Here is a 25,402-nt window from a genome sequence, read left to right as displayed (position 1 = left end):
GATGACGGAGGTCTGGACGGTCCGGGGCCCGGTCGACGCCAGCGAGCTCGGCAATGTCCTCGTCCACGAGCATGTCGTGGTGGTGGGCGAGGAGTTCCGGCAGAACTACGCGGACTGGGACGAGCAGGCGGTCGTCGACGCCGCGGTCGCCCAGCTGGCCGAACTCAAGGGGCTCGGCATCGACACCATCCTCGATCCGACGGTGCTGGGCCTCGGGCGGTACATCCCTCGGATCCAGAAGATCGCCGCGCGCACGGACCTCAACATCGTCCCGGCGACCGGGCTCTACACCTACAACGACGTCCCGTTCCAGTTCCACTACACCGGACCGGGACTGATGTTCGACATGCCGGACCCGCTGGTGGAGCTGTTCGTCAAGGATCTCACCGAGGGCATCGCGGACACCGGTGTGCGGGCGGCGTTCCTGAAGTGCGCCATCGAGGAGCCGGGCCTCACGCCCGGGGTCGAGCGGGTGATGCGCGCGGTGGGTCGGGCGTCCGTGCGCACGGGCGCACCGATCACCGTGCACACCAACGCGCACACCGAGTCCGGTCTTGTCGCGCAGCGTGTCCTCGCCGAGGAAGGCGTGGATCCGACCCGGGTCGTCATCGGTCATGCGGGGGACTCCACCGACCTCGACCACCTGATGCGGCTCGCCGATGCCGGGTCCTTCCTCGGTATGGACCGGTTCGGCGTCGAGGCGGTGCTGTCCACCGAGGAGCGCGTCGACACCATCGTCGAGCTGGTGCGTCGCGGCTACACCGACCGGATCACCGTCTCGCACGACGCGGCGTGCCACATCGACTGGTTCGGCGCCGTCGACCGGGCCGCGCTCGCTCCCCGCTGGAACTTCCGGCACATCAGCGAGGACGTCCTGCCGGCACTGCTGGCGAAGGGTGTGTCGAAGGACGACATCGACATCATTCTCCGCGTCAACCCGCGCCGGTACTTCGAGGGCTGAGGGCTCCGCCGCGGGCGCCCACAGCCCTCGGAGGGACACGTCGTCCGCTCACCTCGGGCCTCGCTCGGCCTCGCGACGGCGCAGTTCCCGGTGGGCGATGGTCCGCTTGTGGACCTCGTCGGGGCCGTCCGCCAGGCGGAGGGTGCGCAGGTGGGCGTACATGCTGGCCAGGGGGAAGTCGTCGGAGACGCCGGCTCCGCCGTGGACCTGGATGGCGCGGTCGATGACCCTGAGGGCGATGTCCGGTGCGGCCACCTTGATGGCGGCGATCTCCGTCCGCGCCTCCTTGTTGCCCACGGTGTCCATCAGATGGGCCGCCTGCAGGGTCAGCAGCCGGGCCATGTCGATCTCGATACGGGCCTCGGCGATCCAGTCCTGGATGTTGGCCCGCTCGGCGAGCGGCGCCCCGAACGTCGTCCGCTGCTGGGCCCGGTCGATCATCAGGTCCAGGGCCCGCTCGGCCATGCCGATGGTGCGCATGCAGTGGTGGACGCGCCCGGGACCCAGCCGGGCCTGGCTGATCATGAAGCCGTCGCCCTCGTGGGCGAGCAGGGCCGTGGAGGGTACCCGCACGTTCTCGAAGAGGACCTCGCCGTGGCCTTCCCGGTCCTGGTAGCCGAACACGGGCAGGTTGCGCACCACGGTGACGCCGGGGGTGTCCAGCGGCACGACCATCATGCTCTGCTGACGGTGGCTGGGCGCGTCCGGGTCGGTCTTGCCCATGACGATGAGGACCTTGCAGTTCTTGTGCAGGACGTTGGAGGTCCACCACTTGCGTCCGTCGAGGATGTAGTCGTCGCCGTCGCGCCGCATGCGCAGCTGGATGTTGCGTGCGTCGGAACTGGCGACGGCCGGTTCGGTCATCGCGAACGCGGAGGCGATCTCGCCGGCGAGCAGCGGCCCCAGCCACCTCTCCTTGTGCTCCTCGGTGCCGAAGAGCGTGAGCACCTCCATGTTCCCGGTGTCGGGGGCGTTGCAGTTGGTGGCCTCCGGCGCCAGGTGCGGGCTGCGGCCCATGATCTCGGCCAGCGGGGCGTACTCGAGGTTGGTCAGGCCCGGTCCCCACTCGGGATGCGGATGGAAGAGGTTCCACAGTCCCTGCTTCCTGGCCTCGGCCTTCAGCTCCTCCAGGACGGGAGGGTGGAAGTGCGGATCACCCGACTGCGCCATCTGCGCCTCGTAGACGGGCTCTGCGGGGTAGATGTGCTCGTCCATGAAGGCGAGCAGCGTCTCCTGGTAGGCCTTGGCCCTGTCGGTCGACTGGAACACGGATTCACCTCGGTGGGTTCGTGGTGGTTACGGAACGAAGGAGGGTCACGGTGTCTGCGCGGACGGGCGGAGTACGGACTTCAGCGCCGCGGCGGTCGCTTCGGCGTCCGTGTGCACGATCCCCGCGAGACCCGCGCGCTCGGCCGCGGTGATGTTCTGCTCCAGGTCGTCCACCATCACCGCGTCCCGTGGGCGGACGCCCAGCCGTTCGCAGGCGATCTCGTAGGCCCGGCGCGAGGGTTTGCGGACACCTACTTCTCCCGAGATGGTGACGGCGTCGAACATGCCCGGCAGGTCGAACCCGGCGTAGCAGTCGTCGCCGAGCGAGTTGGACAGCAGCCCGACGCGATACCCGGCCTGTCTCACCCGCGCGACCAGGTCGATCACGGCGCGGTCGGGCTCCATCGCGCTCTGGATCCGCCGTACGACGCCCGGCTCGGCAGGGTCGATCGCCACTCCGTGGGCACGGAGCCGCTCGGCGAACCCCCGCTCGAACTCCAGCTCGCCGATCCGGCCCTCCTCGTGTGCCACGAGCAGGGCGCCGCTCGCGCTGTCCCTGGCCAGGAGCCGCAGCGGCAGCCGTGGATCGCAGCCCAGGTCGGCCCCCAGCTGCTCGAAGGCCGCGAGCACGCTGGTGGTGAGCACCCCTCCGAAGTCGAACAGGACGGCACTGCGGGTCCCGGGCGACGTGTCCGTGCCCTGACCGAAGAGATCCATACTCACGACTGACTCACCTTGTCGGACGTGTCGCTGCTGGAAAGGGTCCGGTCGATGGAACGCTTGAGGATCGCGCCGGCAGGCCCCTTGGACAGGTCCTCCATGTCGGCGCCATGTGACCTCCTCGTCCCGTCGGTGCGCGGGGCCACAACCCTGTATAGTTGAATCCAACGTCAAGTTCAATACTTACAAGTCCCCGTTGAGCAGGGCAGGTTAGCTCGGAGGGATCAGCCGATTGGCGGTGTGGTGGCACATGACGACGAAGGCTTCACTCGCGGCCTGGGAGCACCTCAAGCCGCGTGATGTCGCGACGAACGGCATCACCCTGCGCGTCTTCGAGCACGGCGAGCACCGGCCCGGCACACCGCCGGTCGTGCTGTGCCACGGCTTCCCCGAGCTCGCCTTCTCCTGGCGGCATCAGGTCTTCGCGCTGGCCGAGGCCGGATACCGGGTCCTCGCTCCCGACATGCGCGGTTACGGAGGAAGCTCACGGCCGCAGGACGTCGAGGCCTACGACGTGGTGAACCTGTGCGCGGACCTCGCGGGTCTCCTGGACGACGTGGGCGCCGCGGACGCGGTCTTCGTGGGACACGACTGGGGGGCGAGCGTCGTCTGGCACATGGCCTGGCTGCGCCCCGAACGGGTGCGCGCCGTGGCCGGCATGAGCGTCCCCGCCACCCCGCGCTCCCCCGTCCCGCCGCTGCCCATCCTTCGTTCGCGTCTTGGCGACGACTTCTACATGGTGTGGTTCCAGGAACCCGGAGTCGCGGACCGTGCGCTGGCGCGGAACGTCCGCAGGACCCTCGTCGCGCGGGAGATCTACTCCGCCGAGTGGGCGTCCCGCGACGAGGCGGAACTCGCGCCCCCGCCGTGGCTCGGTGAGGACGAGCTGGCCCATTACGTCAGGACGTTCGAGGAGACCGGCTTCACGGGCGGCCTCAACTACTACCGCAACATGGACCGCAACTGGGCGCTGACCCGCGAACTGGAGGGCCGCCCCATCACGCAGCCGTCCTTCTTCCTCACCGGCTCCCGGGATCCCGTGGCCCGCTTCATGCCCGCGGACAGCCTGGGGACGGTCCTCACCGACCTGCGTGAGCACGTCGTCATGGAGGGCGCCGGTCACTGGGTCCAGCAGGAGCGGCCCGAGGAGGTCAACGCGGCGCTGCTCCGCTTCCTGGGATCCCTCGGCCCGGGAGAGTGAAGCGGCTGCCGGGGCCGATCCGCCCGGCGGCGACTATCATCGGCTGCCACCTGCATGTGTGCGAACGACGGCGAATGGACTGCATTGGCTTCCCAGGCCCCGGCTCATGACCGCTCCCGGCAACCGCTCGCCCCGCGCAGCCGGCGGGGCGAGCGTACCCGCAACGCGCTCATCGCCGCGGCGCGCGAGGTCTTCGAGCGCGACGGTTATCTCGACGCCCGGATCACCGACATCACCGCGGCCGCCCATGTCGCTTCCGGCTCGTTCTACACCTACTTCAACGACAAAGAGGACGTGTTCCGGGCGCTCGTGGAGATCGTGCAGGAGGAGATGCTCCACCCGCACCTGCGCGAGCGCACCGGCATCACGGACACCCGGCAGCTCATCGACGCGGCCAACCGTGACTATCTGCGCTCCTACAAGAAGAACGCGCGCCTGATGGCCCTGTTCGAGCAGGTCGCCCACATCGACGACAACTTCCGGGCCCTGCGCATCGAACGCGGCAACGCCTTCGCGCGGCGCAACGCCAAGATGATCCGCGCCCTGCAGGACGGCGGCGAGGCCGACCCCACGCTCGATCCGCTGGTGACGGCCCACGCCCTGTCCGGCATGGTGAGCCGCATGGCCTACAGCGTGTTCGTGCTCGGGCAGCGGATCCCCTTCGAACGGCTGGTGACCACCCTCAACAAGATCTGGGAGAACGCACTGCAGCTGAAGCCCGCCGGCCGCGAATAGGACCGTCGCCACCAACTCGGGCGCTGTCGACAGGGCCGTCTCCGAGCACCCGAAAGCGGTGCAGCCCGCTGCGGCCGGACGCCATGGTCGGAGACGACGGTACGCCACGGCGAACGCCCTGTCCCCGGCCCCCATGGCGCCAGTGAGCCCGGCAAGAGACAGCACGACGCCTCAGTACTTCTTCGCGCCGGCCGTGATCGCCTGCCGTATGCGGTGGTAGGTGCCGCACCGGCAGACGTTGCGGATCTCGTCGAGGTCGGCCTCGGTGATCTCCCGGCCCTCCTCGCGGGCCTGGCGGACCTTGGCGACGGCGGCCATGATCTGACCGGGCTGGCAGTAACCGCACTGGGCGACGTCGTACTCCAGCCAGGCCTCCTGCATGGGGTGCAGGTCCTTGCCGACCGTGCCGGGCAGGCCCTCGATGGTGGTGATCTCGTCATCCGTGCCGATGTCCTGCACCGGCACCGAACACGGGTTGAACGCCTTGCCGTTGATGTGGCTGGTGCACGCCTGGCAGACGCCCAGCCCGCAGCCGTACTTGGGTCCGGTGACGCCGAGGACGTCTCTGAGCACCCACAGCAGCCGGACGTCGTCCTCGATGTCGACGGTCACCCGCTTGCCGTTGAGGATGAAGGTGTGTTCGGGCACGGAGGTCTCCTAGAAGGCGCGGTCGAGGCCGTCGGTGGGGGACGCGGGGATCGGCGGCGTGGTGGGCAGCGGCTCGAAGCCGAGCGGTCCGGTGTGGTTGAGCGGGAAGGTCGTCGGCATGGTGCCGGTGGCGCGGCCGTAGGCGCAGGCCACGGCGGCGGCCGCACCCGCCACGGCCAGCTCGCCCGCTCCACCGGGCTGCCCGGTGGTCGGCGGCATGACGACGATCTCCAGCTCGGGCGGGGTGTTCCACTGCCGTGTGTAGAAGTAGTTGTCCCAGCTTCCTTCCAGGAAGTGGCCGCCTGTGAGATGGAGCCCGGAGCTGAGGGTGATCGCGATGCCGTCCATGATGCCGCCCATCATCTGCGCCTCGAGACCTCGCGGGTTGACCGCCAGACCAGCGTCGACGGCGCACACGACCTTGGTGACGCGGGGGCCGGTGTAGGCGTCGCGGACCGTGCGTCCGGTGGTCTCCGGGCGGCAGTCGATCTCGGCGAGGACGGCGACGCAGGCGTGGTACTCGGGATGCAGCGCGATGCCCTGCGCCGTTCCGGCGGGCATGCTCCGGCCCCAGTTCCCGATGTCGGCCACCTTGTCGAGGACGGCCCGCGCCCGCTCGTCCTTGAGGAAGTCCCGGCGGAACCGGTAGGGGTCCTTGCCCATCCGCTTGGCCAGCTCGTCCACCACCAGCTCCTGCGCACAGCGCACATTGGGCGAGTAGATGTTGCGCATGGAGCCGGTGTTGAAGCCCTTGTCGGTCTCACCCAGCACCTGGGTGACGACACCGAAGTTGTACGGGGTCTGCTGACTGAGCGCGAAGATGGTCTCGGAGAAGGTGAGGCCACCGACGGGCAGCCGCGCGGCCTCCGCGGTGATGATCTCGCCGACACCGTGGCCGAAGTCGGTGGCGACGGAGGTGTGCCGCTGGTCGTAGGTGAGGACCTGGCCGAGCGCGTAGGTGGCGCGCACCCGCGAGGTGGCCATCGGGTGGGTGCGGCCCTGCCGGAAGTCGTCCGTACGGTGCCACATGAGCTTGACCGGCTTGCCCATCGCCTTGGAGATCTCGGCGGCCTCGGCGGCGGCGTCGTAAAAGAGCTTGCGCCCGAAGGAGCCGCCGCCCTCGGTGACATGGACCTTGACCGCGGAGACCGGCAGCCCCACCTTCAGCGCGATCTGTTCCTGGGCGACGATCGGGGACTTCAGGCTCCCCCAGATCTCGGCCGAGTCGTCTCGTACGTCGGCGATGGCGCAGTTGGTCTCCAGCGCGCTGTTGCTCGCGAAGTGGAAGGTGAACCGGGCGTCGACCGACTTCGTCAGCAAGCCCAGTGCCGGAAGCGGGAGTTCGGCCTTGCGGAGTTCGTCGCGGACGGTGTCGTCGCTCTGCGCGTCGGCCGTTCCGGGGCCCCAGGTGACCTTCAGCGCGCGCACGGCGTCGATGCACTGACCGAACGTACGGCCGCGGACGGCGACGCCGGTGGAGACGGCCACGACGTCCGTGATGCCGGGCATCGCCCGCGCCTCGGTGAGATTCTCCACCGAGCGTACGGTGCCGTTGATCGTCGGGGGCCGGCACACCATCGTCGGCAGGGCGTCGGGGATGTGCAGGTCCATGGCGAACTTCTTGCGCCCGGTCACCGCGTCCCGCGCGTCGATGCGTCCCTGCGGGGTGCCGATAACCTCGAACTGCGCCTCCTCCTTGAGGGCGACCGACACCTGACTGGACGTCACCGCCGCTGCCTTCTCGGCGAGTTCACCGTAGGTGAGACTGCGTCCGGTGGCCGAGGAGGTGATGACCCCGGCCTTGGCCGTCAGGGTGTCCAGGGCCTCGTCGAGTTCGAGGGCCGCCGCCCGCAACAGCCGGCCCCGGGCCACCGCGGCGGCCACCCGGATCGGTGTGAACGTCGAGATCGTGGTGTTGGAGCCACCGGTGAGCTGGTTGAACAGCAGCTCCGGCCGCGCGTCCGCGAGCGTGACCCGGACCCGCTCCAGCGGCAGGTCCAGTTCCTCGGCGATCAGCATGGCGCTGGACGTCGTGATGCCCTGCCCGACCTCCGCCCGGGGCAGCGCGAAGGAGGCCGTGCCGTCGCTGTCGATCCGGATCGTGATCAGGTTGGCCGTCGGCAGTGCCGCATCGGTGAGCATGTCGTTGAGGTCGTAGATCTCCGCCGGACCCGGCACGGAGGGGACGACGGCCGCCGCCTCCTCAGGCGCGAACACGGCCTCACCGAGTTCGGCGGCCACGGTCAGGGTCGAGGCGGCCAGCACATACCCGAGGAATCTCCGGCGCCCCATTCCGGCCGTACCGGGTGCGCGTCCCCAGCTGTCCATGTGATCTCCTTCGATCCGCCACGATTTGTGCACATGCCCGATCCGCGCGAGCACGGTGAGACACACCGCCGGTGATTCCACCGCTCGGCACCGGTTTCGGCCATAGGCAGGGGGCGGGAAAAGGCGACACGGGACTGTGCCGGTGCACAGTCCCGCCGGACTACACTGCGGGCGTGACGACGCAGCCGATGGCCGCCGACCGGGTCGTCGAACTGGTCGGCCGCCTGCTGACCGAGGTGGACCGGCTCGCGGAGGACCTCACCGACGAGATCCTCGGAGGCGAGCACTCCTACGCCGAGAGCACGCTGCTCGCCCGGGACCAGTTGCGCGCCGTGGTGCGCGACAACCTGACCACGATGTTCGCGGCGCTGCAGGGGCGGCCCACGACGCTTCAAGCGCCTCGCGCCGCCGGGCGGCTGAAGGCCGCACAGGGCATCCCGCTGGCCGCCCTCCTGCACGCCTACCGGCTGGCCGGCCGTTTCATCTGGGACCGGCTGCTCGCGACCGCCGTGGACGAGGAGAGCACCGTCCAGCTGCTGCACATGGCCTCCGACATCTGGGCGGCCATCGACGACTACTCCAGTGCGGCCGCCGACGCCTACCTCGCCACCGTCGAGGAGCAGTCGCGTCGCGACACCACGGCCCGGAGCATGATGCTCACCACCCTGCTCGACGGCAGGGCCGGTACCAGTGCGAGCGCCTGGGAGATCGCGCGGGTCCTGGACCTCGACCGGCAGGGCCCCTTCCTGGTGGTCTGCGCCGAGATCCACGACGGGGTCGAGCCCCTGCCCAGCGTGCGAAGCCGGCTGGGTGCCGCCGGAATCGGCTCCGAGTGGATCCAGCCGATAGGGGCCTGGGTGGGCCTGCTGTCCCTTCCCAACGAACACGCCATGGCGCATGCGGTCGAGCGGCTGTCCGACATCGCGCTGTACCGGGTCGGGGTCAGCCGCGCCTTCACCTCGCCCGTGAACGCCCCGGCGGCCTGGCGGCAGGCGCAACTCGCCGTACAGTGCCTGCCGCACGGGACGGGCGGCACCCACCTGTACGGCAGCGCCCCGGTGTCGCTCCTGGCGGCCGCCTCCCCCGACATGGCACAGGAGGTCGCCGGGGCGGTCCTCGGCCCCCTTCTCGCCCTGCCCCCGCAGGAACAGGCGACCCTGCTGGAGACCCTGCACGCCTGGTTCGCCTGCGGCGGATCGACGACGGCGGCGGCCGACCGGCTGCACTGCCACCGGAACACGGTCCTGTACCGCCTCAACCGCATCGCCGAACTGACCGGCCGCCGCACCACCGACGCGGAGTCCTCAGCCGAGCTGTACATCGCCCTCGAGGCCGTACGCCTGAGCGGGCGGCCGGGCTCATACGACAGGCGCGGCACGCTGGACTGAGCCCGGCCTTCCCCGGCCACGCAACGCGCGACCGGGGACGCCGACTCGGCCGTGGCGATCCGTCAGCCGGCCGTCGTGAACTTCCACGACGGACGCGACCGCCGGCTGCCGGACGTATGTTTGTGGGGGGCGACCCCCGAGGCGGTGGGCGCGATGCTGAGCGCGCTGGGCACCGCGGGCAAGCTGTCTCAAGACCGCCGGTGGCCGGACGCCCGGCGACGCGCGGCCCCTTCTACGATCGGCTTCCTGTCGTGCTCCCGGAACAGAAAGCCGAACCACTCTAATGGACAAGCGAGTTGTCATCATCACCGGCGCCGGCTCCGGCATCGGCGAGGCCACCGCCCGGTTGCTGCGCGAGCAGGGTCATCACGTGGTGGTCTCCGGGCGCCGGGAGGAACCGCTGCGGCGGCTGGAGCAGGAGACCGGCGCACTGGCGTGTCCGGGCGACGCGGGCGACCCCGACTCCGTCGAAGACCTCGTCCGTACGGCCGTCGACGCCCACGGGCGACTGGACGGTGTCGTCCTCAACGCGGGCATCGGACGCGGCGGCACCGTCGGGGACCTGCCACCGGCGGACTGGGACGAGGTGATGCGCACCAACGTCACCGGTCCGATGCTGCTCCTGCGCGCGGCGATCCCCCATCTGCTCCGGGCGGGCGGAGCAGCCGTGGCCGTCGCGTCCGTCTCCGCCCTGCTCAACGGCCCGAGCAACGTGCCGTACGCCGTATCCAAGGCCGCTCTGCTGTCGCTGTGCCGTTCCGTGGCCGTCGACCACGGGCGCGCGGGGGTGCGCGCCAACGTCGTGTGTCCCGGCTGGTGAGGACCGAGATGGCCGACCGGCGCATGGCACGTTTCGCCCGGGAAGCGGGCCTGCAGGACGGCGGCGTGGACTCCGCCTACGAGGAGGCGACCAGGCTGCTGCCCTTGCACCGGCCGGGCGAATCGCGTGAAGTCGCCGAGACGATCGGCTGGTTGCTCTCCCCGGCGGCGTCCTATGTCAACGGTGCGGTGCTCACGGTCGACGGCGGGGCGACGGCCCTGGATCCCGGGACCCTCGCGTTCGACTTCCACATCGCACCACGCGCCGGCACGGACCTCTGACACCGGCGGGGTCACCCCTGCCGCAACGTGCCCCGTACGGCTTGCCGCAACCCCGATCCAACGCCGCCGGGGCCGGTCGAGGCGGGGAGCGCCGGTCGTGGGTGGCCACATGCGCTGGCGATCGTCAACTGTGCGTTGGCCCACCCGTTCTGCTGTGCGAAAAGGGAGACGGACGCCTGGCCGGACCTGTACCGGCAGGTCCTGGCGGCCGACATCCCGGTGCTGGCCGGGCCCATTCGGCTGGGCGACAACAGTTCCGTGATGCTGCAGGTGATCGAACGCCTCTATGCGTGCTTCAGCCTGCTCAACGAGGCGGGCCAGTACGCGTACTACGGCCGCGTGGGCGGCTGCCTGATCACCGGCAACGGGACTGCGTCAGGCACTGCGCCCTGAACGTCCTCTACAGCCTGCAGCACCTGGGTTACACCATCCCTCCCCAGGCGCACGCCGGATGGATCGGCGAGGCGGGCCCCCGGCCCCTCCTGTCTCGACCCCGGCTCGGGCGGCCCGGAGAACGACTTCACCAACCGCAACACCACCTTCATGACCTGGAACCTGCTCCACCTGGCCCGCGCGTTGAAGGATCTGAGCGGCATTCCCGCCCACGGCAACCAGCGCACCGCATGGGACGCCGGCTGCCGACGGGACTACGAGAACCCCGAGCACCGGTAGGCGTGCACCTGCGCTCCCGCACGGCCGCCGACGCGGGAGGGCTGCACGCGACAGGACCGCTGCCCTGGAGTCACTCGGGCCGCCGGACGCCGGCGTGATCCCGTGAGCGGCCCCGCTGATCGGTGGGTGCCCGGTCCGGCCGCGGATCCCCTGCGACGGGTGTGCTTACTTGGGCGGCAGGCTCGCCGCGAATGCGTGGCCCTCGCCGATCCACCGGCCGAGCACTTCGTCCTCCGCGACAGCGGAACCCGCGACCACGACCCAGCCGCGCATCGGGCGACCGGTCATGCCGAAGATCCGCGCACCTGGCCGGGTCAGAGCCTCGTCCATGGCTTCGGGGCCGACCCGGACGATGAGGTCGTCGCCGGTCACACCGACGGCCATGTTGCCGCGGTGGAGGAACCCGATGCCACCGAACATCTGCTTCTCGGTGATCCCGGGGTCTGTGCCCAGCCGCTCCCGGATGCGCTCGGCCAGCCCTTCGTCGTACGCCATCACGCGTCTCCTGCCCGTTCGGTGAGCCGGCGCTCGAGGTCGCGCAGGTCCTTGGTGAGGCTGGCGCGGACCTGGCGGGCGAGCAGGGGAGCCGCGAGGCGGAAGAGGCCGCCGGGTCCTCCGCGGACACGGATGTGGGCCAGAGTGCCGCGCGGGTGGGGCTCGAAGGCGTACGTGACATGCATCGGCATCGGGCCGGCGACGGAGATCATGTCCAGCAGCCGCGGCGGCTCATAGGCGGACACGCGCAGGACATAGTGGATGCGCCGGGTAAGGAAGTACGCCGTACGCGTGACCTCGGCGCCCACGCCGAAGCCGCCGCCGTCCGCCGGCCTGGTCAGCTCGGCCGTGCGGATCCCTTGGGTCCACTCGGCGTCGTGGCGCCAGTCCATGGCGTAGGCGGCCACTTGCTCGGGCGGTAGCGGGATCACACGCCGTACCGTCACATCGATGGCCACGGAGCCAGGATCCCAGCCGACACCTGCGGATGCGCGCCGACGCGACGTTCCATCTCTGTCGAGTGCGACGGGACGACGACAGCGGATGCTCCGGCAGCCTTCCCCTGCCCCGCGACCGCTCCCCCAATCTCGGCGAAGAGGTCGCCCGGAGTCGCGTCGGGGAAGGACTCGCGGTAGGCGAGCACCCCCTGTGGCGGCAGACCGTAGGCCGCTGCCGCGCGGTCCAGGAAGTGGTCACCAGCGGGGACAGCCCGGTGGGCACCGTGAACAGGCGGAACTCGTCCCGGGTGCAGCCCACCAGCACATCGACGTCCGCGGCCGTGCCGTCCGCGATCGCCTCGATGGGTGTGGTCGACCACGGGTTCGAAGGGCATCAGGTTGAGGGCCGCCTCGCCCCACAGTGCCGGGTCCGGGCGCGCGGAGATCTCCGCGCGCAGTCGCTGCTGCGCGGGCAGCAGCCGCTGCAGCGGTACGGCGGCGAGGTCCGCACGGGTGGGCGGCACCCCGAGCACGGCGGCCAGTTCGGCCCCGACCCGGGCGGCGGATCCGGGCGACAGCACGTGATGGGCGGCTCCGCTCTGCAGTACGGCGCGGTGGAAGAGGCCCTTGGCCGCGGGCATGGCGAGGAGCGCGCCGATGCTCATGGCCCCGGCCGACTGGCCGAAGACGGTGACGCGGCCGGGATCGCCGCCGAACGACGCGATGTTGTGGCGCACCCATTCCAGCGCGGCGATCTGGTCCGGCAGACCGAGGTTGGCCGGGGCGGGGTCCTCGGGGCCGCAGCCGCTCTGACCGGCCTCGGCCTGACCGCCCCCGCCCAGGCCGCCGCCCCACCGCTGCCGGACCTGGACATCACCGGCACCTACGTCACCGGCGTCTCCTCCGGCGGCTTCATGGCGACCCCAGCTCCAGGTCGCCTACTCCGGCACCTTCGACGGCGCAGGAATCGTCGCCGCAGGCCCGTACGACTGCGGCCGGGGCAAGGTCATCGACTTCGTCACCTGCGACCTGGGACTCGGCGTCGGCCAACTGGAACAGCAGGCCACCGACTGGGCGGCCGAGGGCCGCATCGACCCGGTCTCCAACCTGGCGGGCAAGCCGGTCTACACCTACCACGGCTACCTCGACCCGGTCGTCAACCCGCTCGTCTCCCGTGCCGGCGTCGACTTCTACGAGCACTTCGGCGCCGACGTCACGTACCACGACTGGGATCCGGCCGGGCATTCCTGGCCCACACCCGACGGCGTCGTCCCCTGCGCGCTCACGCTGCCCCCCTTCCTGAACAACTGCCACGACGACCCGCAGCGCGAGATGCTCACCACCTGGCTGGGCACGGTCAACCCACGCGACACCGGCGCTCCGGAGGGCTCGCTCACCTACTTCGACCAGAACGCCTACGCCCCCGGCGGCTCTGCCCGCGCACTGTCCATGGACGGCACCGGCCAGCTCTATGTGCCGCCCAACTGCGCCCAGGGCGCGCCCTGCAAGCTGGTGGTCGCCCTGCACGGCTGCCTGTCCGCCCAGCAACTCCTCGGCACCGCCTTCGCCGAGAAGGGCAACCTCGACACCTACGCCGACACCAACAACCTCGTCGTCCTCTACCCGCAGGCCGTTTCCAGCATCCGGCCCGTCAACCCGCAGGGATGCTGGGACTGGTTCGGCTGCACCGGCTCCGACTACGCGATCAGAAGCGCCCCCCAGATGACCGCCGTCGTCAACATGGTGCAAGCCCTGGGCGGCTGACCGCCCCCCAGCTCCTCCTTCCGCGCCCCGCACGCTTACTTGATGGACCTTGGCTGCGCGCGATGATTGCCATCCACCCCAAATCATCACAGAGAGCGACCTGTCTGACCCTCAACGTCACCTCGGCAGCTGGGACAGCGCAGCAAACTGGCTCACTCCCTGGTCATCGACGACCGGGCCGCCCGCCGCGTGGTGTCCCCGCACGCGCCATGCCGTCGTGCTCCCGAGTGGTGGGACTGACTCGTCCGAAATAGCGTATGAAGCAGGTGTTCGGTGAATGCTCGGTCAATGGAGGACGTCATGACCGACAAGACGTCTCCGGACGAAGAATGGAGCGGGTCGGGTTGCCCGATGGACGCGTTCGCCCGGCGGACGTTTCTGCAGGGCACCGCAGCCGGCCTCGTGATCGGAACGGCGGGCGAGAGCGCCCTCAAAGGCGGTACGGCGGAAGCGGGAACGACGCCCGGGCCCACGCAAGAGCCGAAGTCCCGGACGATTCCCTTCCACGGCTACCACCAGGCGGGCATCGCCCTTCCTCCTCACCCACAACGGGTCGCCATTTTTGTCGCGCTCGACGTCACCGCGTCCGGCCGCAAGGAACTCACCGAGCTGTTCCGCACGCTGACCGCGCGCGCCCGCTTCCTCACGGCGGGTGGAAGACCGCCCGAAACGTCTTCGACCGCGGCTCCGTCAAGCTCGGGCATTCTGGGACCCACGGTCGTGGCGGACGGTCTCACGCTGACCGTAGGCGTGGGCGCCTCTCTCTTCGACGACCGATACGGTCTGCACGGCCGGAAGCCGGTCCAGCTCGTCACGATGAAGCCGTTCCGGCATGACGACCTGGATCCGGCGCTGAGCCAGGGGGACCTGCTGGTCCAGATATGCGCCGACAACCGGGACACGACGGTGAACGCCCTGCTCGACATCCTGATGCACACCAAGTCGGCGGCGAAGCTGCGCTGGCGCATCGACGGCCAGCGCAATCCGCACCGCCCCGTCGGTGTCCGGCGCGACTGGTTCGGTTTCAAGGACGGCATCTCCAACCCGGACACCACCAGCGCCACCCAGATGGACCAGGCGGTCTGGGTCCAGCCGAAGAGCGCTGAACCGGCCTGGACCGCGGGCGGCACCTATCACGTGGTGCGGATCGTGCACTTCTTCATCGAGGCGTGGCAGAAGGTGCCCGTCGCCCAGCAGGAGCGCATCTTCGGCCGTCGCAAGGCGAGCGGCGCCCCCCTGTACGCGCTGGGCGAGAACGAGAACGACAAGCTCGACCCCATCTACACCAACGACCCCCAGGGACTCATCACCCCGCTCAACTGCCACATCCGGCTCGCCAACCCCCAGACCCCGCAGACCGCGGCGACCAGCACCATCCTGCGCCGGAGCTTCGACTACGACCGCAGTCCCAACCTGCCCGAGCTCGACATGGGACACGCGTTCAACTGCTTCCAGCAGGAACTCAACACCTACATCACCATGCAGACCCGGCTGGAGGGCGAAGCCCTGGTGCCCTTCATCAGCCCTCGGGGCGGAGGCTACTTCTTCGCGCTCCCAGGCGTCCGGGACGACAGGGACTACTACGCCCGCGGGCTGCTGACCTGATACCGGCCTGGACGGCCGGACCGGACCACGGCACTGCGCACAGGAGGCGAGATGTTGTCTGCCGCGCGGATCCCAGCAGCGAGCCGTCGCCCAAGCCGCGGCAGGACACCACGGCCGGTCCTCGCGGTCGGCGTTGCCGCGCTGCTGGTCTCCCTCCTGCCCACTGCCTCCGCACATCCGGTGGCCGCGGGCCCGTCGTCCGCGTCTGCCGGCACCGACAGCCGCGTCTACGTCACCAACCAGCAGGACGACACCGTCTCGGTGATCGACGCCCACACCCACAAAGTGATCGCGACCGTACCGGCCGGCACGGCGCCCGAGGGTGTGGCCGTCACCAAGGACGGCAGACGCCTGTACGTCGCCGACAGCGGCTCGGCCCGCGTCTCGGTTCTCGACACCCACACCTACAAGACCGTGGCCACGGTGCCCGTCGGCAAGAGCCCGACCGGAGTCGCCCTGAGCCCGGACGGCGGGTCCCTCTACGTCACCAACGGCGCCTCGAACACCGTCTCCGTGATCGACACCCGTACCCAGCGGGCCTCAGCCACCATCCCCGTCGGCAAGTCCCCGGTGAACGTGGCCCTCAGCAGCGACGGTGCCCAGGCGTACGTCGCGAACGCGGGATCGGGCACCCTGTCGGTCATCGACACCCGCACCCACAAGGTCACCCGGCAGCTCCCAGCGGGGCAGTCCCCGGTGGCCGTCGCCGTCACCAAGGACGGCAAGGCCGCCTACGTCGCCGACGAGGTCGGCAGGCACGTCCTCGCTGTCGCCACCGACAGCGGCAGGGCGACCACCGTGAACGTCGGCACGGGCCCCTTCGACGTGGCCATCGGCCCGGACGGCCGCTACGCCTACTCCGCGAACCTCGGACCCGGCAACGTCTCCGTGATCGACACCGGCAGCAAGCACGTCTCGGCGACCATCGCCCTCGGCCCGCCCGGCACCGACCCGTTCAACCTGGAGGTCACCCACGACGCGATCTACGTCACCAACCAGGGAGCGAGCACTCTCGCCGTCGTCGATTCCGCATCCCGCAAGGTCGTCGCGACGGTCACGGTGGGCTCCCAGCCGTACGGGGTGGCGGTGAGCTGAGGCAGTCGATCACGTCGAGCGGGTTCGGAATCCGGGGTCAGCCTCGGTGAGCGGCGGATCGATCCCCTGGCGGTCGGCGGCTTCCAGTGCGAGGGCCGGGTCCTTGCCCGCGCAGTGCGGGGGAAGTCCGGGGGACAATGTTGTCAGGGCGTCGTCCGGTCCGGTCATCGCGCTCCCGGCGGCGCCGTCGGTCGGCATGGCGACCGTAGTCCGTCCATTCCCGGCCTGCCCAGCCGTCACACACCCTCCGGGGACGGGCCGGCGACCGGCGCGGCCGCGGCCATGATCGAGTCGATTTCCTTCAGGTCGCCCTCGTCCAACGACATGTCTGCCGCCGCGAGGCTGTCCTCGACGTGGTGGGCGCGCCGCGTACCGACGATCGCCACATCCACTCCCGGCTGAGCCAGGGTCCACGCGACGGCCAGCTGACTGACCGTCATGTCACGGAAGGCGGCGAACTCCTGGAGCTCGCGTACGACAGCGAGGTTGCGCCCATAGGTCTCGCCTCGGAAGACGCTGCTCTTCGCGCGCCAGTCGTCGGCGGAGAAGACGGTCTCCTCGCTGAGGATGCCCGTCAACATGCCGTGCGCGAGGGGCCCGTAGACCAGGACACCGATGCCGTGCTGCCGGGTATAGGGCAGAACGGTGTCCTCGATCTCGCGGCGGAAGAGGTGGTAGGGCGGCTGCAGCGTCTCCACCGGAAGGGTGCGGGAGAAGTCGGCCATCTGCTCGGCGGAGTAGTTGGACACGCCGACGTGCCGGATCTTGCCCGCCTCGACCAGCTCCTTCAGCGCACCCGCGGTTTCGGCGAACGGCACCTTCGGGTCGGGCCAGTGGACCTGGTAGAGGTCGATGTGGTCGACGCCGAGCGCGGTCAGACTGGCGTCGACGCCCTCGCGCAGCGCCTCGGGACTCGCATCCCGGGCGATACCGGCAGCGGTCCTGCGCAGACCGCCCTTGGTGGCGATCACCAACTCGTCGCGGTGCCACCGCAGTTCGCTCCGCAGGGCGGCGCCGAGCAGTCGTTCCGAAGCACCGAATCCGTACGCCTGGGCGGTGTCGAAGAAGTTCACCCCGAGCTCGCGGGCCCGGTGGATGGCGGCCTTGGCCTCGTCCTCGGCGAAGTCACCCCAGTCGCCGCCCAGTTGCCAGGTGCCGAGGGCGATGCGGGAGACCTGCAGGCCGGTCGTTCCCAGTGTGGTGCTACGCATGGTTGTCCTCCGTGCGTCATTGATCGTTTGGTTCTTCCGATGGCTCGGGTGACGCCGGACACCGCGGCGCGCGGCGCGCCGGAGCGGTCACCTCGGCGCCGCCGCTCTTCCTTGTGGAGCTCACCTTTCGTGGCGTACACGACCCGTACTCCCCACGTCGCCAGGGGTCTCAGCAGCCGCGCCGGGACCGTGGCGGCTCGTCCGTACGGCGACGGCGCCCAGCAGTGCCAGCACGACGACGGTGAACCACGTCGCCGCATCGGTCAGGCTCATGGACCGGCTGGCGACGCCCAGGCCGACGGGCAGCAGGGCCAGGCCGAGGTAGGAGGCGAAAAACAGACCGGCGAGGGCTTCACCGCGCTGAGCCGGGGCGGCCGTGGCGGCCACGTGTCCGACGGCGGACTTGAACAGCACCCCGGCGCCGGCTCCGGCGATGATCCCCGCGAGCAGGAACACGGGCAGGCTGCCAAGGCGCATACCGACCGCGAGAACGGTCATGCCCACCGCCTGAGCGAGCAGCCCGAGGTACCAGCGCGTCCGGGTGCCGAGCCGGCCAGTACCCGTCTGGGCCGCAGCGGCGGCTCCGAAGACCGCGAACACGGCCAGTCCGGCCAAGGCGCGGGACGGCTGGTGCAGGACCCCGCCGAGGAAGCCTGGGACCACGGACGTGAAGAGCCCGAACACGGCCATGGACGTGAATCCGGCCGCCGCGGCGGCGAGATTTCCGCGGTCGCCGTGGGCGGCCCGGACCCGCTGGGGCCGGTAGGCCGGCCTGACCGCGGGCCTGCGGACGGTCTCGGGGGTCAGAGCGATCGCGGCCACTCCGGTCACCAGCAGCACGACGAAGACCGCGTACGGCAGTCGGAGCGGCGCGACCAGGTACTGCGCGAGCACTCCCGCGGTGATGGGTCCCATCCCGAGGCCGCCGATGTTGGCGACGGTCGACACGATCTCGAACCGCCGCGTCGAGGCTCCGGGCCGGTGAGCGCTGTGCAACTCATGCAGATATGCGGTGGCGGTCGCCGTCAGCATGCCGATGCCGAGACCGGTGACCAGCCGGGCGACGATCAGCACCGGCAGGGACGGCGTGGCCAGGAACAGCGCGGCGGCGAGCAGTTCCAGTGCCAGCGCCGACGCCATGACCTTCTTGCGGCCCAGCCAGTCCGAGATGTGCCCGGCGAGCAACAGGCTGGTCAGGACCCCGATGGCATAGACGGCGAACACGACGGTGACCGTGAAGGTCGAGAACCCGTCATGGGCCTGGTAGAGGGGATACAGCGGGGTGGGAACCGTGGAGAACGCCATGGCCGTCACGAACACGGCGGCAACCGTCCAGAACCCTGCGCCGTACCCGCGAACAGCGTGTGTCTGCTCGTGCGCGCGGGCCTGTCGGGCGGATACACCGTCCGTGCGCGGACCCATGGCCGACGTCAGTGACATCAGAGCACTCCGATCTTTGACGGTGGATTTCCGTCGGCGGGGGAACCAGCGTCGGCCGCTCGTTCGCCGCCGTTCATGCCAACGTGCGGACGCAGCCGTTGTTTCCCATTTGGGAGAGATGATCAAAGATGACGGTTATCTCGATAAGAGATAGGAACGGGTGCGGTGCGGGTGCGCGTCCCGCAACATGTCGTGCAGGCGACGCGGCGCGTCACGACGACGAGGCCGATCACGCGCTTGCCGGGAGCCGGGCCGATCGTCGCATGGTCGGCGCACACGGCCAGACCGCAAAGGGAACACACGCCGATGGCGGCGCTGTCACCCCGCCCCGTCTGGGTGCACTCGTAGCACATCAAGTCTGCCTCCTATGAGGGATTCAGTTGATTCCGGTGGCGGTGGGCTTGGGAACGCCGGCTCATCGGCGTCGTTCCTTCACGCCCGCTTCCAGACGGCTGCCGAAGTCGGAGTCGGCACGGCGGAAGTTGTCGATCGCCCGCTCGACGATGTCGTCACGGTCGGCGGAGACGCCGGCCAAGGCGGTGGCCAGGTTGTTGATCAGGCGCTCCTTCTCCTCCTGCGACATCAGCCGGTAGAGGTTCCCCGCCTGGACGAAGTCGTCGTCCTCGGCGTGTGACGGAGCGGCGTGGTTGCCGGTGAGCCCGGAGACCGCGGTGGCGGCCCACAGCGGCCGATCGGTCTGGACTGGGCCGTCGAAGCTGTTCGGCTCGTAGTTCTTCAAGCCGCCGTGCCGGCCGTCGTACAAGGCCCCGTCGCGGCCGTAGGTTCGGGCCTCGGTGGCGTGCGGGCGGTTCACCGGCAGTTGGTCGGCGTTGATGCCGACGCGGTAGCGGTGGGCGTCGCCGTAGGCGAAGAGGCGGCCCTGGAGCATCTTGTCCGGAGAGGGACCGATGCCCGGCACGAAGTGCGCGGGCGAGAAGGCCGACTGCTCGACCTCGGCGAAGATGTTCCACGGATTGCGGTGGAGCTCCATCCTGCCGATCTCGATGGGCGGGTAGTCCTCGTGCGGCCAGACCTTGGTGAGGTCGAAGGGGTTAAAGCGGTAGGTGGCCGCTTCTGCCGCAGGCATGATCTGGACCTGGACCGTCCAGCTCGGGCACTCGCCGCGCTCGATCGCCTCGCGCAGGTCGCGCTGGTGACTGTCGGGGTCCTTGCCCGCGAGGATCCCGGCCTCGGCGGGGTCGAGGTTCTTGATGCCCTGGTCGGTCTTGAAGTGGTACTTGACCCAGAAGACCTCGCCGGCCTCGTTGTTCCACTGGTAAGTGTGCGAGCTGTAGCCGTTCATGTGGCGGTACGAGGCGGGGATGCCGCGGTCGCCGAAGAGCCAGGTGACCTGATGGGTGGACTCCGGGCTCAGGCCCCAGAAGTCCCACACGTTGTCCGGCTCTTGTGAGCCGGTGTAGGGGTCGCGCTTCTGGGTGTGGATGAAGTCCGGGAACTTGCTCGGGTCCTTGATGAAGAAGATCGGGGTGTTGTTGCCGATGAGGTCGTAATTTCCCTCCTCGGTGTAGAACTTGATCGCGAAGCCGCGCGGGTCCCGGACCGCGTCCGCCGAGCCGAGGCTGCCCGCCACCGTCGAGAAGCGGACGAACACCTCGGTCTGCTTGCCGATCTCCGAGAGGAACGCAGCCCGGGTGTACGACGTCACGTCGGCGGTGACGGTGAACGTGCCGTACGCACCGGCGCCGCGCGCGTGCACGATCCGCTCCGGGATGCGCTCGCGGTTGAAGCGGGCCAGCTTCTCGAACAGTTGCTGATCCTGGACGAGCAGCGGCCCACCGGGGCCGGCCGTCTCGGAGTTCTGATTGTCCGCAACAGGCGCACCCGTCTCGGTGGTGAGAAGGGGACGCCCTCCGTCTTGTGTTGTCACCTTGTGCCTCCGCTGGCATGGATCGTTGAGGAAACCGGCATCGGACATGACTGCCCTCTGCCTGCCGCTTCGTTTGCGGTGTCGGTGTATCTGCCTGGTTTCGCGGCCGCCGGGCCCGTGCGGACGGGTCAGACGTGGCGAAGATGTCGCCGTTCGCCCGGTGTGACGCGGTGAGCGACGAGCGCGGCGACGTCGTCGTCGCGGGTGCCAGGAACGTAGGCGTTGATGTCGCGGTGGAGCTGGTGGAGGAGTTGGTGGGGAGGGGCCGAGACCCATCGGCGGATGCGTTGGGTGAGGGGGTAGAAGGTGCCCGTCAGGTCGCGGCTTTCGCTGATGCCGTCGGTGTAGAGCAACAGGCGGTCGCCCACGGTGAAGGGGATGGTGTCGAGCTGGTAGTGGTCGCCGAGAAGGGCGGCCATGTTGATGGGCGGCGAGGGTGCGCTGGGTTCCACCTCGCGCACCTCGCCGTTGTGGAGCAGCAGCGGCGGGGGGTGTCCGCAGTTGACGAGGCGGGCGATGGGCTCCTCGGCGGGGATCTCCGCGAGCACGATGGTGACGAAGCGCTCGAGCGTGTCGTCGGTGAGGACCTCTTCGAAGTGTTGCTGCATGCTTGTTTCCAAGGTGTTCGCCAGATATGGCAGATCGGGCGCGTCCCGCACGTTCGCCCGGAAGGAGCTGAGCATCGTTGATGCGGCTTCGACGGCGGGAAGTCCCTTGCCGCGCACATCGCCGATGATCAGCCGTACGCCGTGCGGAGTCCGGCGCGCCTCATAGAAGTCGCCGCCGATACGGGCATGCGCGGCAGCGGCCTGGTAGACGGTGTCGATGTCGACGTGCCCGAGGTGCCGTGGGATCGGCGGCCGCAGTGCGTGCTGTGCGGTTTCCGCCACACTGCGGACCGCGGCGAGGGTGCGCTCCCGGTGCTGCCGTACCCGACTGGCGTATGCGGCGGCCAGCGTGACGGCCGTGATCGCCACGACGGTGAACACACTGGGTGTCTGTCCGAGATCGTGGTGGGTGGCGGCGAGGGCGATGCCGGCTATCAGGGCCAGCAGTCCGATGCCCAGCGTGCCGGCCACGGGCCACATGGCGGCGGCCAGCGCCGGCGCCACGCCGAGCAACCGGTTGAACTGCAAGTTGGGTGCCAGCAGATCCGCAGTCGTGTCCAGCGCGATCACCAGCAGAGGGGTGACGAGCATCGACTCGCAGGCGCCGCTCATCTCCCGCATTCGCTCAGGAAGCCGTTTCGGGATCATCGCCCGTGCGAGCGATGGGAGTTTGTTGCAGCGGGACGGGATGGGCTCTTCGGCCTGTACACCCATGTCTTCAGCTCCTTGGGTCCGAGGGGCGCGTATCCGTGTGTGGACGATGGGGGTTCATGCTGTTGCCCGTCCTTGGACGCCCATGGCGGCCGGCGCCCCGCGGGAGGTACCGGTTCTCGGACATGGACTCACGTCGAGTGGGATTGCTGGGTCCACACGGTCTTGCCGCGAGCGGTGAGGCGCGTCCCTTGATGCTGTGTGAGCTCGGAGACGATGGACAGGCCGCGGCCGCCCTCGTCGCTCGGGCGGGCCTTGTGCAGACGGGGAACGGCACCGTTGGTGTCGGAGACTTCGCAGATGAGTGTGGGACCGTCGTTGATCAGGCGCAGTTCTGTCGGCCCGGTCGCGTAGCGGATGGCATTGGTCACGAGCTCACTGACGATCAAGGTGGTGGTGGAGGCGAGTTCGTCGAGCATCCATGTCGCCAACTGCCGGCGGGTCCAGGCGCGGACAGCCGCGACAGCCGCCGGGTCGGACGGTACGGCCAGACTCGCGACGTTCTTCGCGTCCAAGGCCTGTGCACGGGCCACGAGCAGGGCCGGCTCATGGCCCAGGGCCATGTCGCGACACGTGCTCTCGATGATCTTCCGCACGTCGGGTCCGGACCGGTTCACCACCTCATGGAGGTGTTCTGTGGTCGCGGTCGCCTCGCCATCGCGGTGCGCATCGTCGATACCGCCGCTTGTCAGGACCAGGACGGTACCTGGCGGCACGTCGACCTCGGTGGCCTCGTAAGGATGCCCATCGGTGCCCAGAGTCGGATGGGAGGGCAGGCCCGGCGCGCTGACGACACCGTCGGGGTGGATGACCACGAGCTGCGAACCGCCGGCCCGGGACGAGGTGCAGCGCCCGGTGACGGGGTCGTACACCACAAAGAGGCAACTGGAGCCCGCATACTTCATGTCGGATGGGAGCCGGCCCGACAACAGATGCTCCCCCAGGCGGGTCGCCATGTCGTCCAGGTGCGCGAGTATCTCGTCCGGCGCCAGGTCTTGTATGGCCAGTGTGATGATCATCGCTCTCAACTGGCTCATGCCGACTGCGGCATCGACGCCCCGCCCTCGTGTCGCTCCCACCACCAAGGCCGCACGTGCACCGGACAGCGGGATGATGTCGAACCACTCGCCGCCTGAGCCTTCCACCGGAAGCTGCCCTTCGGCAGCCTCGATGGCTCCGAGGGACGGAAGCACCTCGGGAAGCAGATTTCGCTGCAGGAGCCGGGCGTGGACACGTCCCTGGATCCGGTCACGGACCACGTCCAGACACTGCGCGGCCCGGTCCGCGAAGCTGATGGCCGCCTGGAGGTCGTCCACGTCGAATGGAGCGGACTCTGCCCGCCGGTACAGGCCCACCAGGCCGAGAACGGCGTCCCCGGCGATCAGGGGAATCACTATGGCGGAGTGGGCCCGTGCCTCCCGGATGCGGTGTGCGCGTACGGGATCACGCACCAGCCACCGCCCGTCGCGGACCAGGTCGAGGATGAGGCGAGGGCGCAGATCGACAAGGCTCTGCCGGTAGGGGGTCGCACGCGGGATCCGGGACACCTCTCCCACCGCGTACGCGGGCCTGGCGCCGGTTCCCGGCTTGGACTGGAAGGCGGCACGTCGAAACGGTGTGCCGCTGCACAGAGGGCGGGGCGCGGACACGTCGCCGTGCAGTATCGGCTCCGACACCTCGATGGCGACGAAGTCGGCCAGTTCGGCCACCGCGGCCTGAGCGAGCTTGTCTGCGGTCTGGAAGACGTCTGTGCTGGTGCCGAGGGCCGGACTCTCCGGCCCTGGGCGGATGCAGGTAACCACGATGATCGTCCTGTGTTGGGTAGACACCGGTTCGCGAGGCGCCGAGCGCGACCCCACCCCATGGACGCCGTCGATGCGCCGCTGGTGGATGTGTGACCGCGCAGTGGTGCTGCTGGGGATCCGTTCCTCCGCGACCGCTGAACTCTGCGGTACTGGGGTTCCGGATCTTCTTGAGTTCCACTCTAGTTTGTGGAATGACTCAAGACAATGGAAATGCTTAAAGAACTGGACAAAGAACTCGGATTGCCCTCGGGCGCGCCATGAAGACGACGTACCGCCGTGCGACGCCGCGCACGAGACCAGCACCGGCCGGCGTCCAAAGCGAGCAGTTCCCGGCTCACGCCATGGCGGAGCGACGTTTGCACGTCGCTCCGCCATGGGGAGTCCGGTATGGGGCGCGAAGCGCGGCTTGGAGAGGAGGCCCAGGCGTCGCCGCGTGTCGTGGGCATGGGACGCCTGGGTCATATGTCGGCGAAGTGATCAGCGCCGCTCGGCGTCACCGGACGACTTGCCGGAGGTACCGGCCGGGGATGCGCAGCGTTCGCAAGTACCCCAGAAGGTGACAGCAGCTTCGTCGACCCGGTAGGAATCGGGTAGGTCGGCGTCAAGGCAGGGTGCCGCACCTATCACGCATTCCACATCGATGATGTCGCCGCAGAGGCGGCACACGAAGTGGTGGTGATTGTCGTTGCGTTCAGGTTCGTACCGCGCCGGAAGGCCTGCAATCTGAGTGCAGCGGATCATGCCCGCCTCCGTCAGCACACGAAGGACGTTGTACGTGGCTTGCAGCGACAATTGACCTGTCACCTGCTGCGCCCGGGTCCGAATGGCCTCGACTTCGGGATGCCCGGACAGCTCCTCGACAGCGGCGAGTACCGCTATGCGCTGCGCAGTCACCCGAAGCCGCGCGTCGCGCAGACGCGTGGCAGCTCGGGCCATCGGCTCCTGTTCTGCTCCATCCCCGTCCGCTGTCGTGGCATGACGAGCGTCTTGGTGCCCGGTGCCGGTCGGCATCGATCGATTCCTGGCCATCGTTGCCTCCAGAATGTGCAGACTCGCCGTCGAGGTCGTTTGCACGCTTCATCCAGAATCCTTTATGTAGCCAATCTAAGTTCTGGAGCGGCTCAAGTCAATAGAATCCCCCTCAAGAACTGGACGTGAAAGACGGCGGTCGTCGGCGACTGGCGCCGCTGACCGGTCGCGCCAACCGGCCGCTGCCACCCCGTGGTGCTGACCGCCGCGATGGCCCTGTCGGTGGCCGGTACGGCGGTGATCGCGATCCGCACGGGTGCGTCGAGCCTGGACACACTGGTGCTGGAGATC

General features: G+C 69.4%; 23 protein-coding genes and 2 pseudogenes. 9 read left to right on the top strand and 16 right to left on the bottom strand.

Annotated elements, in window-relative coordinates:
• Position 1 precedes the first annotated feature (1 nt).
• Entirely contained in the window at positions 2–961 is a 960-nt protein-coding gene (locus AB0M27_RS31320) for a phosphotriesterase-related protein (protein WP_365726624.1), read from the top strand.
• Positions 962–1,009: 48 nt separating this feature from the next.
• On the opposite strand, the gene AB0M27_RS31315 is transcribed toward AB0M27_RS31320, so the two are convergent.
• Together AB0M27_RS31315 and AB0M27_RS31310 are read right to left on the bottom strand one after the other, a co-directional pair.
• Entirely contained in the window at positions 1,010–2,230 is a 1,221-nt protein-coding gene (locus AB0M27_RS31315; RefSeq protein ID WP_365726622.1) for an acyl-CoA dehydrogenase family protein, read from the bottom strand.
• A 45-nt stretch (positions 2,231–2,275) separates the two neighbouring features.
• Complete coding sequence (locus AB0M27_RS31310) at positions 2,276–2,947, bottom strand: HAD family phosphatase (RefSeq protein WP_365726699.1); 672 nt, start codon at positions 2,945–2,947, stop codon at positions 2,276–2,278.
• 253 nt (positions 2,948–3,200) lie between these two features.
• Here AB0M27_RS31310 and AB0M27_RS31305 point away from each other — a divergent pair, with 253 nt between their 5' ends.
• Positions 3,201–4,151 (top strand): alpha/beta hydrolase, encoded by a 951-nt coding sequence (locus tag AB0M27_RS31305; protein WP_365726620.1) that lies wholly within the window; start codon positions 3,201–3,203, stop codon positions 4,149–4,151.
• Between the two features lie 54 nt (positions 4,152–4,205).
• A complete protein-coding gene (locus AB0M27_RS31300; protein WP_365726618.1) occupies positions 4,206–4,886 on the top strand; it encodes a TetR/AcrR family transcriptional regulator in 681 nt (226 codons plus the stop codon).
• Between the two features lie 171 nt (positions 4,887–5,057).
• Here the strand turns inward: AB0M27_RS31300 and AB0M27_RS31295 are convergent, their stop codons facing one another.
• On the bottom strand, positions 5,058–5,534 hold the full coding sequence (locus tag AB0M27_RS31295; protein ID WP_365726616.1) for a (2Fe-2S)-binding protein: 477 nt from the start codon (positions 5,532–5,534) through the stop codon (positions 5,058–5,060).
• 9 nt (positions 5,535–5,543) lie between these two features.
• Complete coding sequence (locus AB0M27_RS31290; RefSeq protein WP_365726614.1) at positions 5,544–7,862, bottom strand: molybdopterin cofactor-binding domain-containing protein; 2,319 nt, start codon at positions 7,860–7,862, stop codon at positions 5,544–5,546.
• A gap of 173 nt (positions 7,863–8,035) precedes the next feature.
• Here AB0M27_RS31290 and AB0M27_RS31285 point away from each other — a divergent pair, with 173 nt between their 5' ends.
• The 3 genes and pseudogenes from AB0M27_RS31285 to AB0M27_RS31275 form a co-directional block, all read left to right on the top strand.
• Positions 8,036–9,250, top strand: coding sequence for a helix-turn-helix domain-containing protein (locus AB0M27_RS31285; RefSeq protein WP_365726612.1), 1,215 nt, complete (start codon positions 8,036–8,038; stop codon positions 9,248–9,250).
• A gap of 283 nt (positions 9,251–9,533) precedes the next feature.
• Positions 9,534–10,351, top strand: a pseudogene (locus AB0M27_RS31280) (SDR family oxidoreductase).
• A 165-nt stretch (positions 10,352–10,516) separates the two neighbouring features.
• Positions 10,517–11,023: pseudogene (locus AB0M27_RS31275) on the top strand (flavodoxin family protein); the annotation flags it as partial.
• A gap of 165 nt (positions 11,024–11,188) precedes the next feature.
• Here AB0M27_RS31275 and AB0M27_RS31270 read toward each other — a convergent pair.
• The 4 genes from AB0M27_RS31270 to AB0M27_RS31255 all read right to left on the bottom strand — a co-directional run bounded on the left by AB0M27_RS31270 (position 11,189) and on the right by AB0M27_RS31255 (position 13,179).
• Positions 11,189–11,518: a TfoX/Sxy family protein gene (locus AB0M27_RS31270; RefSeq protein WP_365726611.1), complete on the bottom strand. Its 330-nt coding sequence runs from the start codon at positions 11,516–11,518 to the stop codon at positions 11,189–11,191.
• Positions 11,518–11,976, bottom strand: a complete 459-nt coding sequence (locus AB0M27_RS31265) for an SRPBCC family protein (RefSeq protein WP_365726609.1) — start codon at positions 11,974–11,976, stop codon at positions 11,518–11,520. The genes AB0M27_RS31270 and AB0M27_RS31265 overlap by 1 nt, the downstream gene beginning before the upstream one ends.
• A complete protein-coding gene (locus tag AB0M27_RS31260; RefSeq protein WP_365726697.1) occupies positions 11,961–12,797 on the bottom strand; it encodes a carboxylesterase family protein in 837 nt (278 codons plus the stop codon). Before AB0M27_RS31260 ends, AB0M27_RS31265 begins: the two co-directional genes overlap by 16 nt.
• Positions 12,798–12,867: 70 nt before the next feature.
• The gene (locus AB0M27_RS31255; protein WP_365726606.1) at positions 12,868–13,179 is read right to left on the bottom strand and encodes a hypothetical protein; all 312 of its coding nucleotides are present in this window, start codon (positions 13,177–13,179) and stop codon (positions 12,868–12,870) included.
• Positions 13,180–13,287: 108 nt separating this feature from the next.
• On the opposite strand from AB0M27_RS31255, the gene AB0M27_RS31250 reads away from it, so the two are divergent.
• From AB0M27_RS31250 to AB0M27_RS31240, 3 genes are all read left to right on the top strand, one after another.
• Positions 13,288–13,719 (top strand): PHB depolymerase family esterase, encoded by a 432-nt coding sequence (locus AB0M27_RS31250; RefSeq protein WP_365726604.1) that lies wholly within the window; start codon positions 13,288–13,290, stop codon positions 13,717–13,719.
• A 300-nt stretch (positions 13,720–14,019) separates the two neighbouring features.
• The gene (locus AB0M27_RS31245) at positions 14,020–15,324 is read left to right on the top strand and encodes a Dyp-type peroxidase (protein ID WP_365726602.1); all 1,305 of its coding nucleotides are present in this window, start codon (positions 14,020–14,022) and stop codon (positions 15,322–15,324) included.
• Positions 15,325–15,375: 51 nt separating this feature from the next.
• On the top strand, positions 15,376–16,419 hold the full coding sequence (locus AB0M27_RS31240) for a cytochrome D1 domain-containing protein (RefSeq protein WP_365726600.1): 1,044 nt from the start codon (positions 15,376–15,378) through the stop codon (positions 16,417–16,419).
• Positions 16,420–16,428: 9 nt separating this feature from the next.
• Here AB0M27_RS31240 and AB0M27_RS31235 read toward each other — a convergent pair whose 3' ends face one another.
• The 8 genes from AB0M27_RS31235 to AB0M27_RS31200 form a co-directional block, all read right to left on the bottom strand.
• Entirely contained in the window at positions 16,429–16,617 is a 189-nt protein-coding gene (locus tag AB0M27_RS31235; RefSeq protein ID WP_365726598.1) for a hypothetical protein, read from the bottom strand.
• Positions 16,618–16,655: 38 nt separating this feature from the next.
• Positions 16,656–17,630, bottom strand: coding sequence for an aldo/keto reductase (locus AB0M27_RS31230; RefSeq protein WP_365726597.1), 975 nt, complete (start codon positions 17,628–17,630; stop codon positions 16,656–16,658).
• Between the two features lie 120 nt (positions 17,631–17,750).
• Entirely contained in the window at positions 17,751–19,052 is a 1,302-nt protein-coding gene (locus AB0M27_RS31225) for an MFS transporter (protein ID WP_365726695.1), read from the bottom strand.
• Positions 19,053–19,192: 140 nt separating this feature from the next.
• The gene (locus AB0M27_RS31220; RefSeq protein WP_365726595.1) at positions 19,193–19,423 is read right to left on the bottom strand and encodes a DUF2180 family protein; all 231 of its coding nucleotides are present in this window, start codon (positions 19,421–19,423) and stop codon (positions 19,193–19,195) included.
• Between the two features lie 62 nt (positions 19,424–19,485).
• Entirely contained in the window at positions 19,486–20,958 is a 1,473-nt protein-coding gene (locus AB0M27_RS31215) for a catalase (RefSeq protein ID WP_365726593.1), read from the bottom strand.
• A gap of 128 nt (positions 20,959–21,086) precedes the next feature.
• On the bottom strand, positions 21,087–22,280 hold the full coding sequence (locus AB0M27_RS31210; protein ID WP_365726591.1) for a PP2C family protein-serine/threonine phosphatase: 1,194 nt from the start codon (positions 22,278–22,280) through the stop codon (positions 21,087–21,089).
• A gap of 128 nt (positions 22,281–22,408) precedes the next feature.
• The gene (locus AB0M27_RS31205; RefSeq protein ID WP_365726589.1) at positions 22,409–24,457 is read right to left on the bottom strand and encodes a SpoIIE family protein phosphatase; all 2,049 of its coding nucleotides are present in this window, start codon (positions 24,455–24,457) and stop codon (positions 22,409–22,411) included.
• Between the two features lie 102 nt (positions 24,458–24,559).
• The gene (locus AB0M27_RS31200) at positions 24,560–25,156 is read right to left on the bottom strand and encodes a Fur family transcriptional regulator (protein ID WP_365726587.1); all 597 of its coding nucleotides are present in this window, start codon (positions 25,154–25,156) and stop codon (positions 24,560–24,562) included.
• Between the last annotated feature and the right edge of the window lie 246 nt (positions 25,157–25,402).

Source organism: Streptomyces sp. NPDC052107 (assembly GCF_040680215.1).
Classification (GTDB): domain Bacteria; phylum Actinomycetota; class Actinomycetes; order Streptomycetales; family Streptomycetaceae; genus Streptomyces.
Note: the sequence above shows the minus strand (reverse complement) of the source record. Positions and strands in the feature narration are given on the sequence as shown.

Excerpts from the sequence above, each read along its gene's own strand:
- AB0M27_RS31310 (WP_365726699.1), bottom strand. The coding sequence starts at position 2,947 with ATGGATCTCTTCGGTCAGGGCACGGACACGTCGCCCGGGACCCGCAGT.
- AB0M27_RS31230 (WP_365726597.1), bottom strand. The coding sequence starts at position 17,630 with ATGCGTAGCACCACACTGGGAACGACCGGCCTGCAGGTCTCCCGCATC.
- AB0M27_RS31245 (WP_365726602.1), top strand. The coding sequence starts at position 14,020 with ATGACCGACAAGACGTCTCCGGACGAAGAATGGAGCGGGTCGGGTTGC.
- AB0M27_RS31225 (WP_365726695.1), bottom strand. The coding sequence starts at position 19,052 with ATGGGTCCGCGCACGGACGGTGTATCCGCCCGACAGGCCCGCGCGCAC.
- AB0M27_RS31205 (WP_365726589.1), bottom strand. The coding sequence starts at position 24,457 with ATGGCGGAGCGACGTGCAAACGTCGCTCCGCCATGGCGTGAGCCGGGA.
- AB0M27_RS31235 (WP_365726598.1), bottom strand. The coding sequence starts at position 16,617 with ATGCCGACCGACGGCGCCGCCGGGAGCGCGATGACCGGACCGGACGAC.
- AB0M27_RS31305 (WP_365726620.1), top strand. The coding sequence starts at position 3,201 with ATGACGACGAAGGCTTCACTCGCGGCCTGGGAGCACCTCAAGCCGCGT.
- AB0M27_RS31210 (WP_365726591.1), bottom strand. The coding sequence starts at position 22,280 with ATGGGTGTACAGGCCGAAGAGCCCATCCCGTCCCGCTGCAACAAACTC.
- AB0M27_RS31250 (WP_365726604.1), top strand. The coding sequence starts at position 13,288 with ATGCTCACCACCTGGCTGGGCACGGTCAACCCACGCGACACCGGCGCT.
- AB0M27_RS31270 (WP_365726611.1), bottom strand. The coding sequence starts at position 11,518 with ATGGCGTACGACGAAGGGCTGGCCGAGCGCATCCGGGAGCGGCTGGGC.
- AB0M27_RS31300 (WP_365726618.1), top strand. The coding sequence starts at position 4,206 with ATGTGTGCGAACGACGGCGAATGGACTGCATTGGCTTCCCAGGCCCCG.
- AB0M27_RS31320 (WP_365726624.1), top strand. The coding sequence starts at position 2 with ATGACGGAGGTCTGGACGGTCCGGGGCCCGGTCGACGCCAGCGAGCTC.
- AB0M27_RS31290 (WP_365726614.1), bottom strand. The coding sequence starts at position 7,862 with ATGGACAGCTGGGGACGCGCACCCGGTACGGCCGGAATGGGGCGCCGG.
- AB0M27_RS31220 (WP_365726595.1), bottom strand. The coding sequence starts at position 19,423 with ATGTGCTACGAGTGCACCCAGACGGGGCGGGGTGACAGCGCCGCCATC.
- AB0M27_RS31240 (WP_365726600.1), top strand. The coding sequence starts at position 15,376 with ATGTTGTCTGCCGCGCGGATCCCAGCAGCGAGCCGTCGCCCAAGCCGC.